The organism is Streptomyces sp. NPDC107528 (assembly GCF_055639295.1).
In genome coordinates this window covers 527145-551888 of the sequence record NZ_JBVKAV010000001.1, presented here as the reverse complement: position 1 = coordinate 551888, position 24744 = coordinate 527145, and the positions used below count along the sequence as shown (strand labels likewise).

Annotated in this window: 20 protein-coding genes; 7 read left to right on the top strand and 13 right to left on the bottom strand. The window is 71.7% G+C overall.

The window, feature by feature from the left end:
- Positions 1-207: 207 nt before the first annotated feature.
- From ACZ7L5_RS02745 to ACZ7L5_RS02735, 3 genes are read right to left on the bottom strand one after another with little or no spacing between them, the layout of a single operon-like run.
- Positions 208-1497 carry an ABC transporter substrate-binding protein gene (locus tag ACZ7L5_RS02745; protein WP_471513797.1) on the bottom strand — a complete coding sequence of 430 codons (1290 nt, stop codon included), beginning with the start codon at positions 1495-1497 and terminating at the stop codon, positions 208-210.
- On the bottom strand, positions 1497-2330 hold the full coding sequence (locus ACZ7L5_RS02740) for a carbohydrate ABC transporter permease (protein ID WP_471513795.1): 834 nt from the start codon (positions 2328-2330) through the stop codon (positions 1497-1499). The genes ACZ7L5_RS02745 and ACZ7L5_RS02740 overlap by 1 nt, the downstream gene beginning before the upstream one ends.
- Positions 2327-3265 (bottom strand): carbohydrate ABC transporter permease, encoded by a 939-nt coding sequence (locus ACZ7L5_RS02735; RefSeq protein ID WP_467480244.1) that lies wholly within the window; start codon positions 3263-3265, stop codon positions 2327-2329. The genes ACZ7L5_RS02740 and ACZ7L5_RS02735 overlap by 4 nt, the downstream gene beginning before the upstream one ends.
- A gap of 182 nt (positions 3266-3447) precedes the next feature.
- On the opposite strand from ACZ7L5_RS02735, the gene ACZ7L5_RS02730 reads away from it, so the two are divergent.
- Positions 3448-4311, top strand: coding sequence for a phosphotransferase enzyme family protein (locus tag ACZ7L5_RS02730; protein WP_471513792.1), 864 nt, complete (start codon positions 3448-3450; stop codon positions 4309-4311).
- Positions 4312-4370: 59 nt separating this feature from the next.
- Here the strand turns inward: ACZ7L5_RS02730 and ACZ7L5_RS02725 are convergent, their stop codons facing one another.
- A complete protein-coding gene (locus ACZ7L5_RS02725) occupies positions 4371-5285 on the bottom strand; it encodes a LysR family transcriptional regulator (protein ID WP_471513790.1) in 915 nt (304 codons plus the stop codon).
- A 94-nt stretch (positions 5286-5379) separates the two neighbouring features.
- Here ACZ7L5_RS02725 and ACZ7L5_RS02720 point away from each other — a divergent pair, with 94 nt between their 5' ends.
- Complete coding sequence (locus tag ACZ7L5_RS02720) at positions 5380-6363, top strand: DMT family transporter (protein WP_471513788.1); 984 nt, start codon at positions 5380-5382, stop codon at positions 6361-6363.
- Positions 6327-6836 carry a YbaK/EbsC family protein gene (locus tag ACZ7L5_RS02715; RefSeq protein ID WP_471513786.1) on the top strand — a complete coding sequence of 170 codons (510 nt, stop codon included), beginning with the start codon at positions 6327-6329 and terminating at the stop codon, positions 6834-6836. The genes ACZ7L5_RS02720 and ACZ7L5_RS02715 overlap by 37 nt, the downstream gene beginning before the upstream one ends.
- Positions 6837-7000: 164 nt before the next feature.
- Here the strand turns inward: ACZ7L5_RS02715 and ACZ7L5_RS02710 are convergent, their stop codons facing one another.
- The 4 genes from ACZ7L5_RS02710 to ACZ7L5_RS02695 all read right to left on the bottom strand — a co-directional run bounded on the left by ACZ7L5_RS02710 (position 7001) and on the right by ACZ7L5_RS02695 (position 11437).
- Positions 7001-7738, bottom strand: coding sequence for an exonuclease domain-containing protein (locus ACZ7L5_RS02710; RefSeq protein WP_471513784.1), 738 nt, complete (start codon positions 7736-7738; stop codon positions 7001-7003).
- A gap of 131 nt (positions 7739-7869) precedes the next feature.
- Positions 7870-9111: an SAV2148 family HEPN domain-containing protein gene (locus ACZ7L5_RS02705; RefSeq protein ID WP_471513782.1), complete on the bottom strand. Its 1242-nt coding sequence runs from the start codon at positions 9109-9111 to the stop codon at positions 7870-7872.
- Between the two features lie 103 nt (positions 9112-9214).
- The gene (locus ACZ7L5_RS02700; protein ID WP_328878452.1) at positions 9215-10531 is read right to left on the bottom strand and encodes a copper amine oxidase; all 1317 of its coding nucleotides are present in this window, start codon (positions 10529-10531) and stop codon (positions 9215-9217) included.
- A gap of 84 nt (positions 10532-10615) precedes the next feature.
- The gene (locus ACZ7L5_RS02695) at positions 10616-11437 is read right to left on the bottom strand and encodes a Tat pathway signal sequence domain protein (RefSeq protein ID WP_471513780.1); all 822 of its coding nucleotides are present in this window, start codon (positions 11435-11437) and stop codon (positions 10616-10618) included.
- A gap of 180 nt (positions 11438-11617) precedes the next feature.
- On the opposite strand from ACZ7L5_RS02695, the gene glgX reads away from it, so the two are divergent.
- The gene (gene glgX, locus ACZ7L5_RS02690) at positions 11618-13810 is read left to right on the top strand and encodes a glycogen debranching protein GlgX (protein ID WP_471513778.1); all 2193 of its coding nucleotides are present in this window, start codon (positions 11618-11620) and stop codon (positions 13808-13810) included.
- Here glgX and ACZ7L5_RS02685 read toward each other — a convergent pair.
- Positions 13807-15117, bottom strand: a complete 1311-nt coding sequence (locus ACZ7L5_RS02685) for an MFS transporter (RefSeq protein WP_471513777.1) — start codon at positions 15115-15117, stop codon at positions 13807-13809. The two genes, glgX and ACZ7L5_RS02685, sit on opposite strands and share 4 nt — an antisense overlap.
- Positions 15118-15198: 81 nt before the next feature.
- Here ACZ7L5_RS02685 and treY point away from each other — a divergent pair, with 81 nt between their 5' ends.
- Together treY and ACZ7L5_RS02675 are read left to right on the top strand one after the other, a co-directional pair.
- Positions 15199-17586: a malto-oligosyltrehalose synthase gene (gene treY, locus ACZ7L5_RS02680; protein WP_471513775.1), complete on the top strand. Its 2388-nt coding sequence runs from the start codon at positions 15199-15201 to the stop codon at positions 17584-17586.
- Between the two features lie 391 nt (positions 17587-17977).
- Positions 17978-19228, top strand: a complete 1251-nt coding sequence (locus tag ACZ7L5_RS02675; protein ID WP_471514488.1) for a M14 family zinc carboxypeptidase — start codon at positions 17978-17980, stop codon at positions 19226-19228.
- A 93-nt stretch (positions 19229-19321) separates the two neighbouring features.
- On the opposite strand, the gene ACZ7L5_RS02670 is transcribed toward ACZ7L5_RS02675, so the two are convergent.
- From ACZ7L5_RS02670 to ACZ7L5_RS02660, 3 genes are all read right to left on the bottom strand, one after another.
- Positions 19322-19741, bottom strand: coding sequence for an SSI family serine proteinase inhibitor (locus ACZ7L5_RS02670; RefSeq protein ID WP_471513773.1), 420 nt, complete (start codon positions 19739-19741; stop codon positions 19322-19324).
- Positions 19738-21108, bottom strand: coding sequence for a M14 family zinc carboxypeptidase (locus tag ACZ7L5_RS02665; RefSeq protein ID WP_471513772.1), 1371 nt, complete (start codon positions 21106-21108; stop codon positions 19738-19740). Before ACZ7L5_RS02665 ends, ACZ7L5_RS02670 begins: the two co-directional genes overlap by 4 nt.
- Before the next feature lie 138 nt (positions 21109-21246).
- Positions 21247-21798, bottom strand: coding sequence for a DUF1707 and FHA domain-containing protein (locus tag ACZ7L5_RS02660; protein WP_328421918.1), 552 nt, complete (start codon positions 21796-21798; stop codon positions 21247-21249).
- 186 nt (positions 21799-21984) lie between these two features.
- Here ACZ7L5_RS02660 and treZ point away from each other — a divergent pair, with 186 nt between their 5' ends.
- A complete protein-coding gene (gene treZ, locus ACZ7L5_RS02655) occupies positions 21985-23730 on the top strand; it encodes a malto-oligosyltrehalose trehalohydrolase (protein WP_471513770.1) in 1746 nt (581 codons plus the stop codon).
- Positions 23731-23752: 22 nt separating this feature from the next.
- On the opposite strand, the gene ACZ7L5_RS02650 is transcribed toward treZ, so the two are convergent.
- A complete protein-coding gene (locus ACZ7L5_RS02650; protein WP_471513768.1) occupies positions 23753-24700 on the bottom strand; it encodes an aminoglycoside phosphotransferase family protein in 948 nt (315 codons plus the stop codon).
- Between the last annotated feature and the right edge of the window lie 44 nt (positions 24701-24744).

Here is a 24744-nt window from a genome sequence, read left to right as displayed (position 1 = left end):
CGGTCCGCGACGGATCAGCGGGCGTGGCTCCCCGGGCCGGTCAGGGCTCCGGGGCCGCGGCGCATCCGTACGGAGTGCGCGTAGCCCCGGCCGAGACCGGTGTTGATGATCGCGTTGTTCGCTGCCACGGACGCCACGCTAGGCGTGGCCGGGAGACGAGGACAACCGAATTTCGTCGGCATCATGTCGGCGTCGATACGACTTCATTCAGCGCTGGTAGCGCGCCAGCACCAGGTTCCCGTCCTCCTCCAGGCGGTCGCGCAGCTCGTCGACGCCGATGGCTCCGCTGTAGTACTCCTGGAAGGCGGGCGTGGCGACCTTGTCCTTCCACTCCGGGTAGCCGCGCACGGACTGCGCGGGCGCCGAGCGCAGGTGGGCGGCGAGGGCGGTGCCGGTGGCCCAGTCGTTCTCGGCGGTGTGCAGGGCGGGGTCCTTCAGCGCCGCGGTACCGGTCGGCAGCATCCAGTCGCCCAGCGCCAGCCGGACCATGTTCTCGGGCCGCAGCAGGAAGTCGATGAAGGCGGCCGCCTCCCGCTTGTGCGGGCTGTCCTCGGCGACGGACAGGGTCTGCGGGCTGACGCCCTGGGTGAGTCCGTCGGCGCCCGCCGGGGCGGGCAGCACCTGCCAGTCGAAGCCCTTGGGCGCCTGCTGCTCGATCTGCTGACGGTAGGAGAAGCCGAGCGGGACCATCGCGTACCGGCCGCCGAAGAAGCCGGGCAGGGTGTCCGAGCCGCCGCTGCCCAGGGTGGTCGGCGAGGCGCTGTGATCGGTGTTGACCTGGTCGTGGACGGTGCCGGGCATCACCTCGTCGGCCGCTTCGAAGCGGACGGTCACCTTGCCGTCGGCGCCTCGGTGGAACAGCTGCCCACCCGCCGAGAGGGACAGGTTGAGGCTGGCGGAGACCGGCTCCTTCAGCGGCCAGGCGACCCCGTACTTGCCGTCGCCGCTGAGCTGTGCGGTGATCCGCCGGAACTCCGGCCAGCTCCACGGGCGTTGCGGAGTGGGGATCCGTACGCCGGACTCCTTCAGCCATGTCGCGTTGGCGATGAGGACGCGTGGCTCCTGGAGGAAGGGGACGCCGTAGATCCCGTCCCCGAAGGTCGCCGTGTCCCAACTGCGCTGCGGAATATCGGACTTGAGCCGCTGCGGCAGGAGGTCGGTCAGATCGGTGAGGTAACCGCCGTATGCGAAATCGGCGAGGTCGTCCGAGGCGTCGTGGATGATGTCCGGGGCCTCACCGCCCTCGAACGAGGTGAGCAGCTGGTCGTGGACGCTGTCCCAACTGCCCTGGACATACTCGACCTTGACGTCGGGGTGAGTGTCGTTCCACTCCTTCACCAGTTCCTTGTTGACCTCGACGGACTCCTCCTGCCAGGCCAGGGACTGGAAACGCAGGGTGACACGTCCGTCGTCGGCGCCGTCGCGGTCGTCGCCACCGCAGCCCGCGAGCAGCAGGGCCAGGACGACGGCAAGGGCCGGCAGCAGTCTCGTACGCATCAGTTCTTCACCGCCCCGGCGAGCATGCCGCCCGTGATCCGCCGCTGGATGAGCGCGAACACGACCAGCGAGGGCAGTGTCGCGAGGAACGCGGCGGCGGCCAGCGGGCCGAGGTCCGCGACTCCCTCCGCGCCGATGAAGTGCGTGAGGACGACCGGCAGGGTCTGCTTCTCCGGGGTCTTCAGCAGAACGAGCGCGAAGAAGAACTCGTTCCACGCCGTGACGAACGCGAACATAGCCGTCGCCACGATCCCGGGCGCCAGCAGCGGCGCGGTCACCGAGACCAGGGTCCGTAGGCGCCCGGCCCCGTCGACCGACGCCGCCTCCTCCAGCTCGGGCGGCACCGCACGGACGTATCCGACGAGCATCCAGAGCGCGAAGGGCAGCGCCCACACCACGTACACCATGATCAGGCCCGGCACCGAGTTGATCAGCCCCAGGTTCTTCAGCACCAGGAACAGCGGGATGATCACCAGCACGAGCGGGAACGCCTGGCTGACGATCACCCACCCCGTCGCGGCTCGCGCGAGCAGCGTGCGCCTGCGGGCCATGACGTAGGCCATCGGGGTCGCGAGCAGCACGGCGATCAGGGCCGCGCCGAGTGCGGCGATCAGGGAGTTGAGGGCGGCGTCCAGGAGGGGCTGTTCGTCGAAGGCCTGGCGGAAGTTGGCGAGGGTGGGGTCCTCCGGGATCCAGGTGGGGTGCAGACTGCCCAGCTCGCGTGGGGGTTTGAAGGCGGTGGAGATCAGCCAGAGGAAGGGGAAGGCGAGAAAGAGGAGGTACGCGAGCAGGGCGACATACTGTCCGGCGCGGCCGGTTCGGCTGGTCCTCATGCCTCGTCACCTCCCCTGATCCGGCCGACGAGGATGACGGCGAGGACGATCGAGATCACCGCGACCATCACGCATCCCATCGCCGCCGCGTAGCCGAACTGTCCGTAGCGGAAGGCCTCTTCGTAGGCGAAGAGCATGGGCAGTCGGGTGCGGCCGCCGGGGCCGCCGCTGGTGAGCACGTAGACCAGGGCGAAGGAGTTGAAGTTCCAGATGAGGTTGAGCGCCGTGATGGACAGGGCGACGGGCCGCAGGGCCGGCCAGGTGACCGTGCGGAAGCGACGCCAGGCCCCGGCGCCGTCCACGGCCGCGGCCTCGTGCAGTTCGCGCGGGGTGTTCTGCAGGCCGGCGAGCAGGGCGACCGTCGTGGTCGGCATCCCGGCCCAGATCCCCACGACGATCACGGCGGGCAGGGCGGTGCCGAGCCCGCTGAGCCAGTCACGGCCGTCGCCGAGGCCCAGGTCGCGCAGGGTCTCGTTGAGGATGCCCGCGTCGGGGTTGTAGACCAGCCGCCACATCACGCCGACGACGACCTCGGGCATGGCCCACGGGATGATCGCCAGGGCGCGGGCCAGCCAGCGCAGCCGCAGGTCCTCGTTGAGGAGGAGGGCGAGGCCCAGTGCCAGCAGGAACTGCGGCACGGTGACGCCGACGGCCCAGACCAGGCCGATCCGGAACGATTCCCAGAACAGCGTGTCGTCCAGCAGGTCCCGGAAGTTGAGACCGCCGATCCACTGGGTGGGCTGGGTTCGTCCGGACTGGGCGTCGGTGAAGGACAACAGGATGCCGTAGAGGAGCGGTCCGACGCTCAGGACGAGGATGGGGATCAGCGCGGGAAGTACGAGGAACCAGGCGCCGTGATCCGTGACGCGCCGCTGCCGCGGCTTGCCGCCCGGCGCGCGTCTCACCGGCCTGTCCGCCTCGGTCACCGATGTCACGGAATCAGCCTCACATCAGCCCCTTTGCGCTGCTCGGAACGGGCCCCGTCATGGTCGTGAAGGCGCTCTGCCCCGTCAAGACAGCGCGCACGCGGTCCGACCTGTGGAAATGCGAGACTGAGCCGTGGATGGCGGGAATCCGACGCTGTTCACGGCGAGGCGGGACCATATGGAGGCGGACGATGGACGAGGCACGGGCGCGGGACGTACTGGGTGCGGCGGGGGTACTGCCCGGTCCGGCCCGGGACGCGCGACTGCTCGCCCTCGGTGAGAACGCGGTGTTCGCCGCAGGTGACCTGGTCGTCAAGGTGGGCCGCGACGCCGAACTCCTCGGCCGGGCACGGCGCGAACTGGACATCGCCGTGTGGCTGGAAGAGGCGGGCGTGCCGGCGGTGCGGGCGGCCGAGCCCAAGGCGCTGCTGGTGGAGGGGCACCCGGTGACCGTGTGGCACCGCCTCCCCGACCCGGTACGGCCCGCCGAACCAAGGGATTTGGCCGAACTGCTACGGGTCGTGCACGCCCTGCCCACGCCCTCCTTCGAACTGCCGCCCCGCGAGCTGCTGGGCGGCGTGGAGCGGTGGCTGCGGCTGGCCGGCGACGCGATCGACCCCGCGGACGCGGCGTACTTGCGGGAGCGGCGGGACGGATTCGCGGCGGCTGCGGCCGGGCTGACGCCCCGTCTGGCCCCCGGGCCCATCCACGGGGACGCACTGCCGCGCAATGTCCATGTGGGCCCGGACGGGCCGGTCCTGGTCGACCTGGAGACCTTCTCCGCCGATCTGCGCGAGCACGACCTGGTGGTCATGGCGCTCTCACGCGATCGGTACGGGTTGCCCGCGGCGGCCTACGACTCCTTCGTCGAGACCTACGGCTGGGATGTACGGGAGTGGGAGGGCTGCTCGGTGCTGCGCGGAGCCCGGGAGACGGCGAGTTGCGCATGGGTTTCCCAGCATGCGCCGAGCAACCCGAAGGCGCTGGCCGAGTTCGAGCGGCGGGTGGCGTCGTTGCGGGAGGGGGATGAGGCGGTGCGGTGGTATCCGTTCTGAGCGGCGGCGGGTGCGTCTCTCACGCGAGTGATGCGTGTTCGCGGCTCTTGGTGAGCGAATCACCGAGCCGACGTATCCCTGCTCTGGATGTCGCGTGCCACCCGGCGTAGTTCGGTCAGTACCGCTCGGACCGCCGACCTTGCCGTGCGTTCCGGGCGGTACAGGGCGTCGATGTGACGGCGTGCCTGCACTCTGCTGAGCGGCCGGAGGACGAGGGCCGGATGTCGGCGCGTCGTCCAGCGTGGCATCAGCGCGATGCCTCCGCCCGCCGCCACCGCCTCGGCCACCACCGTGAACTCGTTGATGCGGTGCGCCAGATGGAGGCGTCGACCGGCCGACGCGGCGATGGCTTCGATGACCGCCAGTACCGGGAAGCCGTCGTGCACCGTGATCCATGGCTCGTCCGCCACATCGCGCGGAGTGACACGGCGCTTGGCGGCCAGGGGATGGTCGGCGGGCATGGCCACGTCCAGCGGCTCGCGCAGCAGCGTCGTCGCGGTCACCGTGTCCGGCCAGGGCGGGGCGTGATCCAGACGGTGGGCGAGGACGACGTCGTACTCCCGGGTGAGCCGGGGAAAGTCCTCCTGCGGCACGTCCTCGTCGGCGAGCCTCGGCACCGGCTTGCCCGGAGCGGCGAGCGCCCTGAGCAGCGGCGGGAAGAACGCGGCACCCGCGCTGTGGAACGCCGCCACCGACACCTCCCCGTCCGGCCGCCCGACGAAGTCGTCGACGGTGCGTCTGGCGCGCGCCAGCGCCGTCTCCACCTCGACGGCCGCGCCCGCCAGCGCCTGCCCGGCATCGGTGAGCACCAGGCGCCGCCCCTGCCGCTCGGTGAGCGGCACCGCGATCGCCCGCTGGAGCAGCCGTAGCTGCTGGGAGATCGCCGACGGCGTCACCAACAACGCCTCGGCGACCGCCGTGACACTGCCCAGTTCGCCGAGCTCCCGCAGGATCCGCAGCTGCCGTTCGTCCATTGCCTCAGTGTAGGGACGACGATGTAGGGCTGCTAAATGATCGTTGTAGAAGGTGGTACTGGGCTTCACGGACGTTTCCGTGCACCGTGGGCAGGTGTCCGATGTCCGACGTACCGATGCGGTACTCCTCCTGGTCGCGCTCGTCTGGGGCTCCAGCTATCTGTCCGCCCAGACGGCGACAGCCGCGCTCCCCGTGCTGCTGGTGCTCTTCGCCCGCTATGGCCTGTCCGCCGTCGCCTGTCTCGGCCTGGTCGCGTCCGGGCGGCGCGGCTCGCGCCGGTGGACGCGTGCCGAGCTGCGCGCCGGTCTGCCCCTCGGGGTGACGCAGGCCGCGGTCCTGCTCGTGGAGACGTACGGCGTCGCCCACACCAGCGCCGCCAACGCCGGCCTCATCATCAGCCTGACCATCGTCCTCACCCCGCTCCTCGACCGCGGCGGACGCCACGGCTCACTGCCCCTCTCCTTCTTCGCCGCGACCGGTGTGTGCATCCTGGCCGTGGGGCTCCTGATGTCCGGCAACGGCTTTCACGCGCCCCGCCTCGGCGACCTGCTGATGCTGGGCGCCGCCGTCATCCGGGCCGGGCATGTCGCGCTCGTCGGCCGATTCACCACCGGGCGCGCGATCCGACCGCTACAGCTGACGACCGTGCAAACCCTCGTCGGCGCGGCCCTGTTCCTGCCGGCCGCCGCCCTCGACCTGCCGACGCTGGTCCACGCCGACCCGGCGACCTGGGCCCAGCTGGTCTATCTCGCCCTGTTCTGCAGCGTGTTCGCCTTCCTGGCACAGACCTGGGCCGTGCAGCGCACCTCCGCCAGCCGGGCCAGCCTGCTGCTGGGCACCGAGCCGGTCTGGGCGGTCGCGGTGGGCGTGGCCCTCGGCGGCGACCGCCTCACCCCGCTCACCGGCCTCGGAGCGGCCCTCATGGTGGCCGGCACCTACTGGGGTCAGGCTGTGGAACGTGCGCACCGCAGCACACCGGACCCCTCGCTCACCGCATCCCAAGCCCACGCGAACGCCCACGCCCTCAGCAAGGACCCCGAATGCCCGAGCACGCCTACGACACTTACGACCACCTGATCTCCCTGCTCGACGCCTCCTCCGTCGACTACCGCCTCATCGACCATGAGCCGGAAGGCGCCACCGAGGCCGTCTGCGCCCTGCGCGGTCACCCGGCGTCCGAGGCCGCCAAGTGCATCGTGCTGCGGGTCAAGGTGGACCGGCGCACGACGCGGCACGTCCTCGCCGTCGTCCCGGGCGACCGACGGGTGGACCTGGACGCCGTCCGGGCGCTGTTCGCCGCGCGTTACGTCGGCTTCAGCGACGCCCAGACCGCGGAGCGGCTGGCCCATGCCGTGCCCGGCACCGTCCTGCCGTTCAGCTTCGACTCCGACCTCGAAGTCGTCGCCGACCCGGACGTCGTGGCCCAGCCGAAGCTGTACTTCAACGCCGCCCGGCTGGACCGTTCGCTCCTGATCTCCGGCGCGGACTACGAACGGCTGGCCAAGCCTCGCATCGAGCGGATCTCTGCGCCGGCGTCCGAGGCTGAGTGACGCAAGCCATCGCATAGGTGTCGCACGGGTGTCGCCGGTTCCTGCGGGGTCACGTCCCGCACCGGGGTGCGGGACGCCGTCGGAAGGCAGGGCCGGCATGGTCGGCCTGACGCTCCTCGCCCGCAGCCCGCCGCCCGCAGCCCGCAGCCCGCGCTCAGCGCACCTCAGACCGTCTCGCCCGCCACCCGCTCCCCCGTCGGCTCCCGCAGCGGCCACGTCCCGTCGACCACCGCGGTCGCGTCGCCCTTGCGGCGCAGGAAGTTCTGGAAGTCCGCCGCCCACTCTGCGTACCACTCGATCTGACGGAGGTGCAGCTCCGCCGGACCGAGGGACGCGATCTTGGGGTGGCGGACGGCTATCGCGCCGGCCAGACGGGCCGCGGCGAGGGCGTCTGCGGAGGCGTCGTGTGCGGAGTCGAGTGCGATGCCGTACTCCCGGCAGACCGCTTCCAGGTTGCGCTTGCCGCGACGGTAGCGGTCGGCCCAGCGGTCGATGGTGTACGGGTCGATGACCGGGGCGGGAGCCGGGCCGCCCAGGCGGTCGCTCAGGGACGGCAGGCCGTACCGCCGCAGTTCGGCGGAGAGCAGGCTCAGGTCGAAGGCCGCGTTGTACGCGACGACCGGCACGCCCGTCTTCCAGTACGCCACGAGGACGTCCGCGATGGCGTCCGCCACCTGGTCGGCCGGGCGGCCCTCGGCGGTCGCGCGCTCATTGCTGATGCCGTGGACCGCGACCGCGTCCGCCGGGATCTCGACGCCCGGATCGGCCAGCCACTCCTTGTGCCCTATGGGCTGCCCGTCCCTGACCTCGATCACGGCGGCGGTGACGATGCGCGCCTCGCGCGGATCCGTCCCGGTCGTCTCCAGGTCGAAGCCGATCAGCAGCTCACGGTGCCAGCCCATGGGCGGTCCCCCTTCTTGGTGGTGCTTTCCCCCAGTGGTCTCCACCCTCCCATGCGCCACTGACAATCAGAGGACCGCATTCCGCTTCCGCGGCGGGACCGCCTTCCGTGACCGGCCCGCACTGGGACAGTTCAGGACACTGGCCGCGAATCCGCCCACATAAGCTCGAACTCCTCGCGGTACGTGGGGAAAAGCCCGCCTTCGTCGATCTCGTCCGACTTGACCACCCTGCTGCCGTTGCGCAGCACCAGGACCGGCGCCTCGAGACCGCGCATCCGCCGCAGATAGGTCTGCACGACCGCGATGCCGTCGGAGCCGTCGCCGTCCACGAGGTAGGCCGTGAAGCGGGGCGTCTCGTCGAAGACCTGGATCTCGAAGGCACCCGGGTCACGGAGGCGGGAGCGCACCCGGCGCATGTGAAGGATGTTCATCTCGACCGCCCGGCTCAGCTCGCCGCGCTTGATGCCCAGTTCGCGTTCGCGCCGCTTGACCGCGCTGGAGGCCGGGTTGAGGAAGAGCAGCCGCACCCGGCAGCCGGACTCGGCGAGCCGCACCAGGCGGCGTCCGGAGAAGTTCTGCACGAGAAGGTTGAGGCCGATGCCGATGGCGTCGAGCCTGCGCGCACCGCCGAAGATGTCCTCGGCGGGGAACTGGCGCAGCAGCCGCACCCGGTCGGAGTGCACGGCGACCACGTCGGCGTACCGGTCGCCGACCAGGTCCTCGACCGCGTCGATGGGCAGCCGGCGCGCGGACGGGACGTCACCGCTCGAACCGAGGATCTCCAGCAGCCGCGCGGAGGCCCGTTCGGCCTGGTTGAGGACCGCCTCGGACAGGGCCCGGTTGCGGGAGACGACGTTCCGGGTCACTTCGAGCTCGTCCAGGGCGAGTTCGACGTCGCGGCGGTCGTCGAGGTAGGGCTCGAAGCACGGCCAGTGCTGCACCATCAGCTCGCGCAGCTGCGGCAGGGTGAGGAAGCTGAGGACGTTGTCGTCGGCCGGGTCCAGCAAGTAGCCCTTGCGGCGGCTGACTTCGCGTACGGCGACGGCGCGCTGCACCCACTCCTGGCCCGCCGGCCCGGCCGCCGCAACCACCCAGTCGTCGTGTCCGTGGACGGGTTCGTAGATCGGGCGCAGCACAGCGGCCACGACCGCCCGCAGCCGCTGTTCGACGAGGTTCAGCCAGATGTAGGCCCGGCCGGCCCGCTGGGCGCGCGTACGCACCTCGAGCCAGGCGTCGGTGTCCCAGTCCAGCTCCGGGCCGATGGAGCTGGTCTCCATCGGCCTGGCCAGGGACACCGTGCCGGGCGGGACCTCTGTGGAGTTCCCCTCGTGACCCTCGTCACCAGGGGGCAACTCCAGCCCTCCCGAGCCCACCCGCGCACCGCCTTCCGCTCCCCCGAGCACTCCCCGTCCCAACGATCAAGGAAGGGTACTCCGGGAGCGGTCGGCGGTGCAGCCGGATGGACAGGGTCGTTTCTCAACTACGAGGCTGCCAGTGCCCGTTCTGCCAGGCGAGCTCGCTCGGAGTGAGCGGATTCATAGCCGTCACGTCCCGCGGGACGATGGAGAATCCCTGCCAGTGGACCGGCATGGGCTGCTGGTCCTCGTCACGGGCGATGTGGTGGAAGCCCACATTCATCCAGACGATCGGGTGAGTGAGGTTCTGGCCGCTGACCCACTTGTCGACGGACTTGGGGTGGGTGTTGCCGCAACCGGGGTTGTTCGTGGCGAACTTCTCGCACTTGTTGTACTCGGTGAAGTACATGTCGTGCTTGGTGAAGCTGCGGCCCGGATACTTGGTGGTGGCGCCGGGGACGATCTCGTACGACCGCGCGTGGCCGTCCTTGTTCTTGCCGGTCGCGCTGACCATCCGCCACCAGCGGTAGTTCTTGGCGTCGCCCGCGACTTCCTTGGCGACCTTGGTGCGGGTGGTCTTGGTCTTCGGGGCCCGGTCACCGGCGGCGGGGGCGGTCACGGCCGAGTCGTACTGCTCGATCTTGCCCTTGGAGGAGCCGTCCAGGCCGAAGTCGAGCCGCCAGAAGACGTTGTGGCTGTGGCTGGTGGCCTTGGCCCTGTCGCCCTTGCCGATCGGCCAGCCGCGGCCGTCGCCGGCGTCGTAGTCGTCGTACGACAGGCTGCCGGTGGCGCCGACGTTCATGGTGACCGTGCCGTCGTCCTGGAAGCGCCACTCGGTCATGTACTCGTACCAGCCGACCTGGTTGACCGTGTAGACGAGCAGGTCCTTGCTCTGCGCCTGGTAGACCTTGTTGGCGGTGTCGCCCTGCATGCGGTAGGCGTGGCCACGCGCGCGGGTCGTGGTGCACAGGCCGTTGACGTTCGGGTGCTCCGGGTCCCAGGACTCCGGGACCTTGACGGACTTGATGGTGCCGCCCGGGCACTCGCTCGGCGCGAGGTTCATCAGGCCCTGGGCGAAGCCGAAGCCCGTCAGGTCGTCGTACTCGACGCTGCCGTCGTCGTACGGGACGTGGATCTGCCCGAGCCTGGCGTTGTTGAGGACCTTGATCGGCTTGGTCTCGCCCTTGGGCTGGTAGGAGATGTTCTCCAGGACGAGCCCGGCCTTGCCGTCGTAGCGCCAGCACATCCGCCAGGTCGTGCCGCCGGTGAGCTTCTGCTCGATGCGGTAGGCGGCGCTGCAGTCGGCGGCCGGAGCCGGGGCGTTCTTCGGCTGGGCGGAGGCGGGTCCGGCGCCGGTGGTCGCGCCGGCGGCCAGTGCGGCCACGGACAGGCCCAGGGCCGCCCCCTTGCGGGCACGGCTCATTCTGTTCACACGCATGAAGAAATGACTCCCTTACAGGAGGTGCAAGTACGTGAGTTGCACGCCTGCGGCGCGCGAGTTGGAAAACTGAACGGAGGGTGTTCAGCCGATGTCGAGCTTGGCGACCTTGCGGGCGCTCAGGTCGATCACGAAGGAGCGGGCGTCGATCCAGGGCCCGTTCTTCACCTTCGGGAACAGCCGCACGCACCGGTGTTCGCCGCACTGGTCGAGTACGGCGGGCTGGGCGCCCGGAGTCGCCCGGTACACGGCGCCGTTGAGCAGCAGCTGGTCCGGGGAGCCGAGTTCCTTGCCGGTGGCGTCCTTGTAGTCCGCCTTCATGCCCGCGCCCAGCGGATCGGCGATCAGGATCTTGGCCGCCTCGGCGTACTCGGCACGGCTGAGCGGCGGCTGGACACCGTGCTCGGTGGAGGTCTGCTCGACCTTGCCGGTGTCGAGGTTGACGGTCTTGGTGACGAGCGCGTCGGCCTTGTAGTCGTAGAACGACACCTCGGCCCGGCGCGGCGCGTTCGCGTCGTCCAGCTCGTCGGCGTCCGGCTCGGCGAGGTCGACGCCGAGGCGCTGCGGACCGCGGTCGCCCTCGACGTTCTCGCCGGCGCTGCGCAGCTGCGGGTTGACCGCGAGCTTCGCGGCCCGGTCCATCTCGTCGTCGGTCAGCGGGTCGTTGCCCGAGCCCTTGTCACCCTCGTCCGGGGCCCCCTCGACGACGCCCGGCGGCACCGCGCCGCCACCCTGCTCCTGCGCCTGGGCCGCCTGTTGGGCGGACTGACCGCTGTTGCTTCCTCCCGTGTCGTCGGCCCCCGCCGTCCCCGGCAGGGTGATCCCGACCATCACGGCCGTTCCCGCGACCGCGATGGCCGCACCTGCCACCACCTTGCCCAGATGGCGGTGCACTATCTTGCGCACATCTTCCCCCTACTCCCCGTATGTCCCCGGGAGTACGTGTTGGCCCCACTGGTTCGGCATAACGCGTATGCCTGGTCGACCGATAAGAGGGACGTAAGTCATAGGTGGTTCCATCACTTTTGGGGAGACTCGACGTCAAGGCACCCACGACGGCGTGCCCGAACTGAAAGAGTCGTGTCCATGCAGGTCTGGCCTGGAGAGGCATATCCACTCGGTGCCACCTACGACGGCGCCGGCACCAACTTCGCGGTCTTCACGGAGGCCGCGGACCGAGTAGAGCTGTGTCTGCTGCATGACGACGGCTCGGAGACGGCGGTGGAACTGCGGGAGAGCGACGCCTTCGTACGCCACGCGTACGTGCCGGGCGTGATGCCGGGGCAGCGGTACGGCTTCCGGGTGCACGGACCCTACGCGCCCGAGCGCGGTCTGCGCTGCAACTCCGCGAAGCTGCTGCTCGACCCGTACGCCAAGGCGGTCAGCGGCTCGATCAGCTGGGGCGAGGAGGTGTACGGCTACCACTTCGACAAACCCGACAGGCGCAACGACCTGGACTCGGCGCCGCACACGATGTCGTCGGTCGTGGTGAACCCGTACTTCGACTGGGGCGACGACCGGCGGCCGCGCACCGAGTACCACCACACGGTGATCTACGAGGCCCATGTGAAGGGCCTGACCATGCGCCACCCCGGGCTGCCCGAGGAACTGCGCGGCACGTACGCCGCTCTCGCGCACCCTGCGGTCATCGAGCACCTCACCGAGCTGGGGGTGACGGCGCTGGAGCTGATGCCGGTCCACCAGTTCGTGAACGACCACCGGCTGGTCGACATGGGCCTCAACAACTACTGGGGCTACAACACGATCGGCTTCTTCGCCCCGCACAACGCGTACGCCTCCTGGGGCGACCGCGGCCAGCAGGTCCTGGAATTCAAGTCGGCGGTGCGGGCGCTGCACGAGGCCGGCATAGAGGTCATCCTCGACGTGGTCTACAACCACACCGCCGAGGGCAACCATCTGGGCCCCACGCTGTCCTTCCGGGGCCTGGACAATCCGCAGTACTACCGCCTGACGGACGACCCGCGCTACTACATGGACACCACCGGGACCGGGAACTCGCTGCTGATGCGGTCCCCGCACGTCCTTCAGCTGATCATGGACTCGCTGCGGTACTGGGTCACCGAGATGCACGTCGACGGCTTCCGCTTCGACCTCGCGGCCACCCTGGCCCGGCAGTTCCACGAGGTGGACCGGCTGTCGTCGTTCTTCGACCTGGTCCAGCAGGACCCGGTGGTGTCCCAGGTGAAACTGATCGCCGAGCCCTGGGACGTGGGCGAGGGCGGTTACCAGGTGGGCAACTTCCCGCCGCTGTGGACCGAGTGGAACGGCAAGTACCGCGACACCGTAAGGGACCTGTGGCGCGGCGAGCCGCGCGCGCTGGCGGAGTTCGCGTCCCGGCTGACGGGCTCGTCCGACCTGTACCAGGACGACGGGCGGCGCCCGCTGGCCTCCATCAACTTCGTCACCTGCCACGACGGGTTCACGCTGCACGACCTCGTCTCGTACAACGACAAGCACAACCACGCCAACGGCGAGGACAACCGGGACGGCGAGAGTCACAACCGGTCCTGGAACTGCGGGGCGGAGGGCGAGACCGACGAGCCGGCCGTCCTGGAGCTTCGTGCCCGTCAGATGCGCAACTTCATCGCCACGCTGATGCTGTCCCAGGGCGTGCCGATGATCAGCCACGGCGACGAGTTCGCGCGCACGCAGCGGGGCAACAACAACGCGTACTGCCAGGACAGCGAGCTGGCGTGGGTGCAATGGCCGACTGACGAGGACGCCGCTGAGGCCGGCTCGGAGGGAGAGGCCCGCTCGGACGGGAAGGGCGGCCCCGACGACGACGCTCCGGCCGGTCTGCCCCGTGAGTTGCTCGCCTTCACGCGCGCGATGGTGTGGCTGCGGCGCGACCATCCGGTCTTCCGCCGGCGCCGCTTCTTCCACGGGCGGCCCGTGGAGGGCACCCACGACGACCTGTCGGACATCGCCTGGTTCACTCCGCAGGGCAAGGAGATGGCCCAGCGGGACTGGGACCGCGCGCAGGCGTCGGCGCTGACGGTGTTCCTCAACGGCAACGCGATCTCGGAGCCGGGCGCGCGCGGGGAGCGCATCGGTGACGACTCGTTCCTGCTGATGTTCAACGCCTCCCCGAAGACCCTCGACTTCGTCGTGCCGGTCAACCACGGGCGCGAGTGGCAGGTCGTCGTCGACACCGCGCGCGCGGACGGGGTACCGCCGGAGACGGCGGCGAAGGTGCGGGCCGGGGAGCGGTTGACGTTGGTCGACCGCAGCATGACGGTGCTGCAGCGGCCGGTCTAGAGCGACGTGGCGGTGCGTCCGGAGTACGACGCCGGGCGCGCCGTCAACGCGATCGCGCAGGCGAGTGCCGCGGCGAGGCTCGCGGCGCCGAAGGCCGTCGCGGGGCCGTACGACTCGGCCAGCCGGCCGGTGACGGCGAGTGCGAGTGCCTGCCCGCCGACCAGCGCGCTCGTCGCGAACGCCATGGCCTCGGAGAGCCGCGCGGGCGGCACCACGCGCTCGGTGAGCCCGAACACCGTGATGAGGTGCGGGGCGTAGGCGACGCCGAGGACGGTGACGGTGACGTAGAGGGCGGGGAGGCCCTCGGTCCACAGCAGGGGGAGCGACAGCAGGAACGCGGCTGCGGTGGCCGCCCGCCAGCGGACGGCGAGTCCGAGGCGGGCGGGCACGGCGGCCATGGAGAGCCCGGCGACGGCGCTCATCACTCCCATGGCGGCGTAGACGAGCCCCGCCTGGTCGGGCCGTCCGAGTCGCTCCGTGAGGGCGGTGATGCCGGCTTGGCAGGCGCCGAACATGGCGCCCTGAAGAGCGAGGGCGGCTCGGAGGGCGTGAATGGAGCGGGGGATGGGGTGCGGCGGGAGAGGACTGTCTGCTCCTGCATCGTTTCGTCGCCCCGCACGCGTCCGGACGGATTCCGGGCGTCGTTCCGCCGACGCACCGACGGGCCCGGGCCGTGTCGCCACCGCCGTCCGATGCAGCCCGAAGCCGCTGCCGCACACCGCCACCAACACCGCGGCACCACCCAGCGCGAACCCCGGATGCGCAGTCACCGCCGCCAGGCCGACCAGGGCGGGCCCCAGCACGAAGGAGACCTCGTCCAGGGTGCTCTCGAAGGACAGCGCGGCACCCACCGTGGAATCGCGAGCCCCCGCACGGCGTGCGAGAGCGACGAGACGGGCGCGGGCCATCGGCCCGATCTGCGGCACCGTCGCCCCGGCCGCCGCCCCCACAACGGCCAGCAATGCCGTCGGCAGCCCCGCGAGCGCAGCGGCGACCAGCCCGGCGATCGCGACGGCGTTGGCGAGCGAGAGGACGAGCACGACCGTCCGCTGCCCGTGCCGGTCGGCGAGCCGGCCGACCAGCGGACCGCAGGCCACCTGCCCGACGGCGAGCGCACCGCCGGTCAGCCCGGCGGCGGCCAGGGAACCGCTCGTGCGCGCGACCAGCAGCACGCTGCCGAACTGGATCGTGGCGGTCGGCAGTCGTGCCAGGAAGGACATGACCGGCAGCAGCGGCCCGGTCAGGCCGATCACCTCGCGGTAGGCCGCGGATGTGCCGCGGCGTCCTGTCGTCACCGTCTGTCCCATCGCTCGAAGCTAGGCACGCGCGTGGGCCCACGTGGAGGGGACGATGACACGAAGGGCGGCAGGGCGGGTACGTAGCTTTCCATGACACCTGAGCGACCTGAACCGACGGTGCCGACCTTGCCGACCGCCACGTACCGGCTGCAGCTGCAGTCCTCGTTCCCGTTCGAGGCCGCGGCGGCGGCCGTGCCGTACCTGGCCTCGCTCGGCGTCTCGCATCTGCACCTGTCCCCCGTCCTGGAGGCGGTCCCGGGGTCGGGGCACGGCTATGACGTCGTGGACCACGCGCGCGTGCGCGAGGAACTGGGCGGCGAGGAGGGGCTGCGCGCACTGGCCCGCACCGCGCGCGAACACGGTCTGGGCCTGGTCGTGGACATCGTGCCGAACCACATGGCCATGAGCCCGCGCCACAACCGCGCCCTGTGGGAGGTGTTGCGCGAGGGCCCGAAGTCGCCGTACGCGCGATGGTTCGACATCGACTGGGAGGCGCAGGACGGCCAGGTGCTGCTGCCGGTGCTCGGAGGACCGCTGGGCGAGGAGCTCGGCCGTCTGGAGGTGGACGGCGACGTCCTGCGCTACTACGACCATGTGTTCCCGCTGCGCGAGGGCACCGGGCAACTGCCGCTGCCGCAGCTCCTGGACGCTCAGTGGTACCGGCCGGCATGGTGGCGGCTGGCCCGTACGGAGCTCAACTACCGGCGGTTCTTCAGCATCTCGGAGCTGATCGGGGTGCGGGTCGAGGAACCGGAGGTGTTCGAGGCCACGCACGCCAAGATCCTCCAGCTCCTGAACGAGGGCGTGATCGACGGGCTGCGCATCGACCACCCCGACGGCCTCGCCGACCCCGACGCGTATCTCCAGCGCCTCCACGAGGCGACCGGCGGGCGCTGGACGGTCGTGGAGAAGATCCTGTCGGACGGCGAGCATCTGCCGGCCTCCTGGCCCGTGGCCGGCACCACCGGCTACGACGCCCTGCGGCACATCGACGGCCTCTTCACCGATCCGGCGGGGTTCGGGGAACTCCTCGGCCAGTACCGGCGGTTCGCGGCCCCGCAGACCGACCGGGGCGGTGACTGGGAGGCGACGGTGCGGCGGGCCGCGTACAAGGTGCTCACGCACGAGCTGGCCACGGAGATCGACCGGCTGACGCGGGTCGCGAGCCGCGTGTGCGCCACGTCGCCGGAAGCGGCGCTGCGCGACCGGGCCCCTTGGGCGCTGCGCACCGCGCTGCAGGAGCTCCTCGTCCGGCTGGACGTCTACCGGCCGTACGCCTCCGGTGACGCGGCCCGTGTGGTCACCGAGGAGGCCGCGGCCGAGGCCCGGCTCGCCTTCGTCGTGCCGGAGGAGGCGGGCGCCGTCGACGTCGTACGCGAGCTGGTGCTCGGGCGGGCCGGTGACGGGCCGGACCATGTGGAGTTCCGGACGCGGTTCGCTCAGACGGCGTCGGCGCTGCGGGCCAAGTCCGTGGAGGACACGGCGTTCTACCGCTTTGTGCCGCTGCTGTCGGCGACCGAGGTGGGCGGGAACCCGGGGAGCCCCGCCGTGTCGGCCGACGAGTTCCATGCCTACTGCGCGCGCGTGCAGCGCGACTGGCCCGTGACGGGGACGGCCGTGTCGACGCACGACACCAAGCGCAGTGCCGACGTACGGGCGGCGCTCGCCGTGCTCACCGAGTGCCCGCAACAGTGGGCGGACGTCCTGGCCGAGGTGACCCGCGACGGCGAGGGCGTACCGGACGCGCAGCTGGCGTGGGCCGCCTGGCAGACGGTGTACGGGCTGGGCGAGCCGGATGTGGACCGGGTGCGGGGGGCGCTGCTGAAGCACGTGCGCGAGGCCGGGCTGTTCACCAGCTGGACGGAGCAGGAACCGCCGTACGAGGAGGCGGTGGCGGCGTTCGTCGCCGCGGGGCCCTGCGGGGTGCCGGGCGAGCGCGTGGCCGCCTTCCGGAGCCGACTGGAGCCGCACATCCGGGCGAACGTGCTGGGCATGGCCCTGGCCCAGCTGACGATGCCGGGCGTGCCGGACGTCTATCAGGGCACCGAGGGCGAGTACCGGGCTCTGGTGGACCCGGACAACCGCCGGAGCGTGCGGTTCCCGCACCAGGACCCCGGTGAGAAGGGTGCACTGACGGCGGCCGCGCTGCGGCTGCGCAGGAGGCGTCCGGAGGTCTTCGGTGACGCGGCGTCGTACGTGCCCCTGACCGCCGAGGGCCCGGCCGCCGCGCACTGTGTGGCCTTCGGGCGCTCCGGCGAGGTGGTCACCGCCGTGACGCGGCTGTCGCTGCGGCTGGAGCAGTCGGGTGGCTGGCGCAACACCGTGCTCGCGCTGCCGCCTGGGCGGTGGGCCGATGTGCTGGCTCCGGAACGGGAGTTCGTCGGGCGCACGCGCGTGGAGGAGCTCTTCGAGCGCGTCCCGGTCGCGTTGCTGGAGCGGGTCGGTGAAGGGTCGGCCGAACAGGAGGGACGGCCGTAGAGCGAGACCGTGGAGCCGTCGGTGAGGCCTCCGCCCGGAGCACGTCCGTCCAGCGCGTACGACGGCATCCTGCGCCCTGTCATGGCTCCGGCGCCCGGCTCGGGCCCGCGCGCGCTCCCGGAGCTCGTGCACCCTGGCGGCGCGTGGTGACGAGCGCTGACGCCCTCTCCGCTCCGGCGCTCCCGGCGTCCGTTCATGCCGGTCGGCGGCGGGCGATCGGTGTGAGGTACCCCGGCCGCGTGGGCCCCGCACCTCCCCTGGCTCCCGCTGCCCCACCCGCCGGAGGTGAATGCACCTGGGCGCCCCCGGGAGCCTCCCCCGTGAAGTCCTTGACACGTAAACCAGACCGTGGGGTACTGCGGATTGCGAAGGCTGGGCGGACATGACGGGGGTGAGTCTCCTGCCGGAGCTGCGCTACCCCACGCTGACCGAGCTGGTCCGGTCCGCCCGCGCACTGGCCGCACACCGACCGGGCCTGTGCACACTGAGACAGGTGGGTGCCTCCCGAGCGGGCAGACCCCTGCACCTGCTGTCCATCGGTCACGCCCGGTCCGCGGTCCTGGTGGTCGCCGGAGCGCACTCCAACGAACCGACCGGCGGCCCCACCCTCCTCGCGGTCGCCGAACGCGTCCTGCTCGAGCGGGAGTTGCGGCGGGACGTCTCCTGGCACTTCCTGCTGTGCGCGGATCCCGACGGGGCGAGCCTGCACGTCACTCCGGCACCCCGCAGCCTGCTCGACTACCACCGCGGCTTCTTCCGGCCCGCGGCCGAGGAACAGCCGGAGTGGGCACCGGCCACGCTGCCGGCCGACCGGCTGCCGCCCGAGACGCGCGCGCTGACCCGGGTCATCGACGAACTGCGCCCCTACCTCCAGGTGACCCTGCACGGCACAGATCTGGGCGGCAGCTGGGTGCAGTTGACGAAGGACGTCCCCGGCCTCGCCGAGCCGTTCGCGAAGTCCGCGGCCCAGTTGCACATCCCGGTGGAGACGGGCGCGTCGGACGCGGCGGGCTGGCCCGCGTCCGGCCCCGGGGTGCATGTGATGCCGGCGCCGGGCGCGGGCGCGGCGTATCCGAGCATGCCGGACGACGCGCGCAGCAGCACCTGGTACCACGTGCACCGCTACGGCGGCCTGACCGCGGTCGTCGAGGTGCCGATGTGGGCGAGCGACCTGGTGGACGACCCGGCACCGCATCCGGACCCGGCCGGGGCGATGCGGCGGCTGGCGGCCCGGCTGCTGCGGGACACACTGGAGGTGGAGCGGGTGCTGGCCGAGGCGCTCCCCCGCCTGGACGGCGTCGACGGGCCCCTGCTGCGTGCCTCCAAGTGGGCGCTGGAGCTCGTGCCGGGGCTGGCCGCCGACTGGATGCGCACGCCGCCCGCCGACAACACCATGGCGTACGTCGGGAGCGTGGACGCCTTCGGGCGCCGGCTGCCGCTGCGGGCGGCGGCCATGCTGCTGCGTGTCCTGCGGGAGACCGACGACCGCGGGGCGCAGCGCCTAGAACACCTCGTGGCGACCTGGAGCAACGCGTTCGCCGAGCGCTTCCGCGCCCGCTGGGTGCCTCTGGAGCACCAGGTCGAGCACCAGTCCCGCACGGTCGTCGCGGCAGCGCTCCACGCGCGCGACCGGCCGATGTGAGCCGTCCCGACGTGTGCCGTGCCGACGTGTGCCGTGCCGACGTGTGCCGTGCCGACGTGTGCGGTACGGCCGATGCGGCGCAGGCGCCAGGGGTCAGGCGTCGAGCGCGAACACGGCTCCCGTCCGAGCACCCATCGCGCACCCGTTGGCGAAGGTCTCCCGGTACTCGACCGGCCGTCCCTGCCACTCCCCGCGCGCGTGCACGGTCACCGGGGCGTAGATCATCGGACAGAAGGCGTCCGCGGTGCGGAGCCGGCTGATGTCACCGCCCACCCTCTCCAACTCCGCGCAGGCCTCCGCCGCCTTCCCGTGGCCCTGCGGCGGGTCGCACAGCAGCAGCGTGCCGCGCGGGTCACCGTGGCGGGCGTCGCCCCGGGTGACCGTCAGGAAGAGCCAGTTCCCCGAGTCCGACTCCTGGACCGCCGCCTGCGCCGGGGTCGCGCCGAGGAGGAGCATGGCGGCCGCCGCCAGCAGGCCGCCCCGTACCGCTTTCGCCGTGATTGATTGCGTCATTCCCGATGCATCGGCACGGCGGCCCCGGCATTCCACCCCGACTCACCCGAACGGGAGCACGCGGGCGCGTACCGTCCGGCGAGTTCGAACGCGGCGAGCACCACCCGCGCCTGGTACTCCACCTGGCGCGCGACCGGTATCCAGCGGGCCCCGCAGCCGTCGCGGTAGTCGTCGCACCACTCGTCGAGGAGCCGGTCCAGTTCCGGCAGCACCCCGGCAGGGTCGTGCCCGGAGCCCGTCACGAGCTGGTGCAGCAGCCCGGCGGTGCGCAGGGCGAGGCGCCGCCCGGCGATGCGCAGGGCGGCCAGATGGGCGGTGCTGAGCGGGGGAAGGGGGTGTACGCCGACCGGGTCCCCGATGTCGGGGTCCCAGGTGTTCGCGAGCCCGGGACAGACCAGTAAATAGTCGTCCACCGGGGCGAGCAGCCGGGCCGATTCCGGTCCGGCGGGCAGGTGGGGCCGCAGGCGTTCCAGCAGCCGCTGCAGCAGGAGGGTGTCGTGACGGAGGGTGTGGCTCACTCTGCGCAGGACCGTTTCCTCATCGGCGGGCGGTGCACCGTCCTGGACGGCCGCCACGCCCCACATGGGGGCCTCCACGACGGCCGTGACCGTGCCGTGCCGGTACGGATGGAACCATGTCGACTCGACGGCCGCCTCGGTGATGGCGGCGGCCAGGTCGCCCCGGCGGGGCCTGGGGATCCGGTAGACGGCGGGTCCCAGTTCCGGCCAGTACAGGGTGTCGTAGGGGCCGAGCTCGCGCGGGATGCCGAGGCGGGCCGCCGTGTGCGCGATGCGCTGGGCGAGGCCGGGCAGGTCGTGGGTCAGCTCGACGAAGCCGCCGCCGACGTCGACGCCGTGCAGGGAGCACTGCAGGAAGGGACGCAGTTCGTCCTGGAGTTCGAGCAGGGCGCGGGTCTCGGGCAGCGTGGCGGCGTCCGCGCCGTCCGGCAGCCATTCGGGCTGTTCCAGGAAGCCGGGCCGGAAGAAGTGCCGGAAGTAGTCGGCGAGGACGTACGGGCCGTGCAGCCACCCCTCGTTGCGGCGCAGGCCGTCGGGGTCGAGGCACAGCAGCAGGTTCCAGGTGGCGTCGGCGCCCTCGTGCAGACGAGGATCGGCGAGCACCCGTTCGGCCAGCCTCAGGACGGTGGCGCCGCCCACCGGCTCGTTGGCGTGCGGGCCGGCCACGACGAGGGCCTGGCGGCTGCCGTGGCCCACGGACAGCAACCACAGGGGCGTGCCCGCGCGTGACGTGCCGACACGGCGCAGTCGTGCGTCACGGGGGCGGCGGGCGACGAGCGCGGCCGCCCGGGCGCTCAGCTCGTCGACGGTCGGGTAGCGGAGGAGTGGCGGCAGGGCACACCTCCACAATGCGGTGCCGTCGGTTCACCTGGTGTGCATGGCGTACGCACAGTCAGTCACGACTTGGCCAGTACGTCAACACCACCGAGGGCAAAGGGACTTGAGTCAACGTTTCAAGTAGATGGAGGCCCCGAGCCGCTGGTCGGCTCAGTTCGCGGCGAGCCGGAACGACATCCGGCCGAAGCCGACCTGGTCGCCCTCGCGGACCACGACGGCACCGATGACGCGCCGGCCGTTGACCGTGGTGCCGTTGGTGGAGCCGAGGTCCCGCAGGACCCACAGGCCGGCCTGGTGGCTCAGTTCGGCGTGCACCCGGGACACCGTCTCGTGCGTCAGCCGCAGCCCGTTGGCGGGGTCACGGCCTATGCGCAGCGGATGACCGGACCCGGGGTGGGGCAGCAGCAGCTTGGGCAGCCGCTCGGCCTGCCAAGCCCTGCGCAGCCGTACCGTGAAGCCGGAGACGGCCTCGACGGTGCCGAACACCAGACGGGACAGACGGCTCTCGGAGGGCAGGTCGGCGGTGAGCGCCGCGAGCTCGTCCGCGCGGCGGGCGGAGAGGGCGAGTTCCATCCGGCGCACGAACGTGTCGTGCGACAGCCGTCCCATGGCGACGCCGTCACGCAGCACCTTCAGCGCCTTGTCGCGCTCCACGTCGGAGAGCCGCGCGGGGTACGTGTTGAACTCGAAAGACGACGTCACGCTGCTGATTGTCGGTCAGTGACCCCCCGGTGTCCAGAAAACGGGGAAACGGCCACCACACGCGCGTGATCGCCGAGACCGGTCACGACACCCCGCCGCAAAAGGGAAGATTCAAAAGCGGATTGATCTCGTTTGAAGCACCATGGACGGGCTACATCACGGTGAGCAGACGAAGGGGAACCGTCCGTGCAGTTCGAGGTGTGGGCACCGCAGGCCGGCCGTGTGACGCTCCATTGCGAGGACGCCACGCGCGCGTTGGAGCGAGATCCTGATCGAGCGGGATGGTGGTGGGGGGAGGCCGAGGCGCGGGACGGGACGCGGTACGGCTTCGCGCTGGACGACGGGCCGGTGCTGCCCGATCCGCGTTCGCGCCGGCAGCCGGACGGCCCGGACGGGCTCAGTGCGGTCGTCGACCACAGCCGCTACGAGTGGCGTAGCGAGTGGGCCGGGCGGCCACTGCCCGGTGCGGTGCTGTACGAGCTGCACGTGGGCACGTACACGCGTGAGGGCACGCTGGACGCGGCTGCCGAGCGACTCGGGCATCTCGTCGAACTGGGCATCACTCACGTCGAGTTGATGCCCCTGTGCCCCTTCCCGGGGCGACACGGCTGGGGCTACGAGGGCGTCTCGCTGTGGGCTGTGCACGAACCGTACGGCGGCCCCGAGGCGCTGAAACGCTTCGTCGACCGGGCTCATGAACTGGGCCTGGGCGTGGTCCTCGACGTCGTGCACAACCACTTCGGCCCGTCCGGGAACTATCTGCCCGTCTTCGGCCCCTACCTCACGGACACGCATCAGACGCCGTGGGGCTCCGCGGTCAACCTGGACGCGCCCGGCTCGGACGAGGTGCGCACGTTTCTCGTGGAGGGCTCACTGGCCTGGCTGCGGGACTACCGGATCGACGGGCTGCGCCTGGACGCGGTGCACGCGCTGGTGGACACGCGCGCGTGCCACTTCCTGGAGGAGCTGTCGACGGCCGTCGACGCCCTCTCCGCCGAACTGGGCCGGCCGCTGTCCCTGATCGCGGAGACCGACCTGAACGACCCTCGGCTCATCACCGCACGCGCGGAGGGCGGCCTCGGTCTGCACGCCCAGTGGAACGACGACTTCCACCACACTCTGCACACCGCGCTGACCGGCGAGTCCCAGGGCTACTACGCCGACTTCGCGCGTGCCCCCATGGCGGGACTCGCCAAGACCCTCACCGGCGGCTACTTCCACGACGGCACGTACTCGAGTTTCCGGGGCCGCCGCCACGGGCGCCCTCTGGACCGTACGCGCGTGGGGGCGCACCGCCTCCTCGGCTACGGCCAGACCCACGACCAGGTCGGCAACCGGGCCCAGGGCGACCGGCTCGCGGCCGTCCTCTCCCCCGGGCTGCTGGCCTGCGCGGCCACGCTGACGCTGACAGCGCCGTTCACGCCGATGCTGTTCATGGGCGAGGAGTGGGCCGCGGGCACGCCCTGGCAGTTCTTCACCGACCACACCGATCCGGAGCTCGCCGAAGCCGTACGGCGCGGCAGACGGCGGGAGTTCACGGCGCACGGATGGGCCGAGGAGGATGTGCCCGACCCGCAGGACCCGGCGACCCGGGACCGCTCCTGCCTCGACTGGTCCGAGCTCGACAGCGAGCCTCACGCGCGCGTGCTGGCCTGGTACCGGCGCCTCATCGCCCTGCGCCACGAGCAGCCCGACCTCACCGATCCCGACCTCGCCGACACCAAGGTGGCCTACGACGAGCAGGGGCGCTGGCTCGCCTTCCGGCGCGGTGACGTACGCGTGGCCGTCAACCTCGCCAAGGAACCGGCGGCGATCCCGTTGGGGCCCCGGCAGGCGGCCGTACTGGCGGCGTGGGAGCCGGTCGAGGCGCCGGGCGCGGACGGGGTGCTGCATGTGCCCGGGGAGTCGGGTGTGGTGCTGTTGCAGGGGTGAGCGCGGCGCGGTAGAGGCGGGCCTACAACTCCTCCTCCCCGCCGTCGTCCTCCCTGAGCTCCGTCACCCGCTCCAGCAGGATCGGCTCCCAGGCGTGCCGGAGCTGCGCTCTCAGCAGCGGTGGCGGTGACTCGCCCTTGCCGGCGAGGCGGTCCGCGAGGCGGACGACCGCGTCGCAGCGGGCGAGCCAGAGGCCTCGTAGGCAGGGGCGGGCGCCGTAGCCGGCGAGGGTGGCGGCGCGTACGGCGGCCGGGGAGCCGACGGCGAGGGCGAGGCCGGCGATGTCCTCGGCGGGATCGCCCAGGACGGTGTCGGCCCAGCCGAGGACGCCACGCACCCGGCCGTCGGCGCTGACCACGAGGTGGTCGCCGGTGAGGGCGTGGTGGACGAGGACGGCCGTCGCGGACTGGGCGGCCAGCTGTACAGCGGCCTGCTGGGTGAGCTGGCGCACGCGGGCGGCGTCGAACTCCTCGGCGGCGTCGAGGCGTGCCGCGGCACGTTCGGCGGCCCGGCGCAGGCCCTCCAGGGAGCGTGGCGCGGCGCGCGGCACGCCGAGCGTCTCCGCTTGCCGTACCGGGACCTCGCGCAGTCCCGTGAGCAGTCCGGCCAGGTCGGCCTCGCCGACGGCGGACACCTCGTGCCGCCCGCCCGCCCCGCCGGGCACCTTGGTGTCCAGGGTGCAGGTCAGTCCGGGTGCCCACTCGCCGTACGCGACGCTCGTCGGCACCGTGACGGGGACGTGCGGGCGGACGAGGTCGCGCAGGCGCAGTTCGCGGCGCTGGCGGGCGGCGGCCTCACGGTCGCTCGCGAGCCGCAGCACATGGCGGGTGCCGACCCACCAGGTGGCGGGCTCGGCGCCCGTGGCGGCAGGGCGGACCTCGGGTCCGGCCGAGTCGTCCGCGCCGTTCTTGAGCAGGGAACGGACCAGTCGGCGGACGGTGTCCGCGGTGGGTGTCGGTGCCTGGGTCATGGTCGCGCCGTCGTCGCTCGGAGGTCTACGGGGGCCGGGTTCCT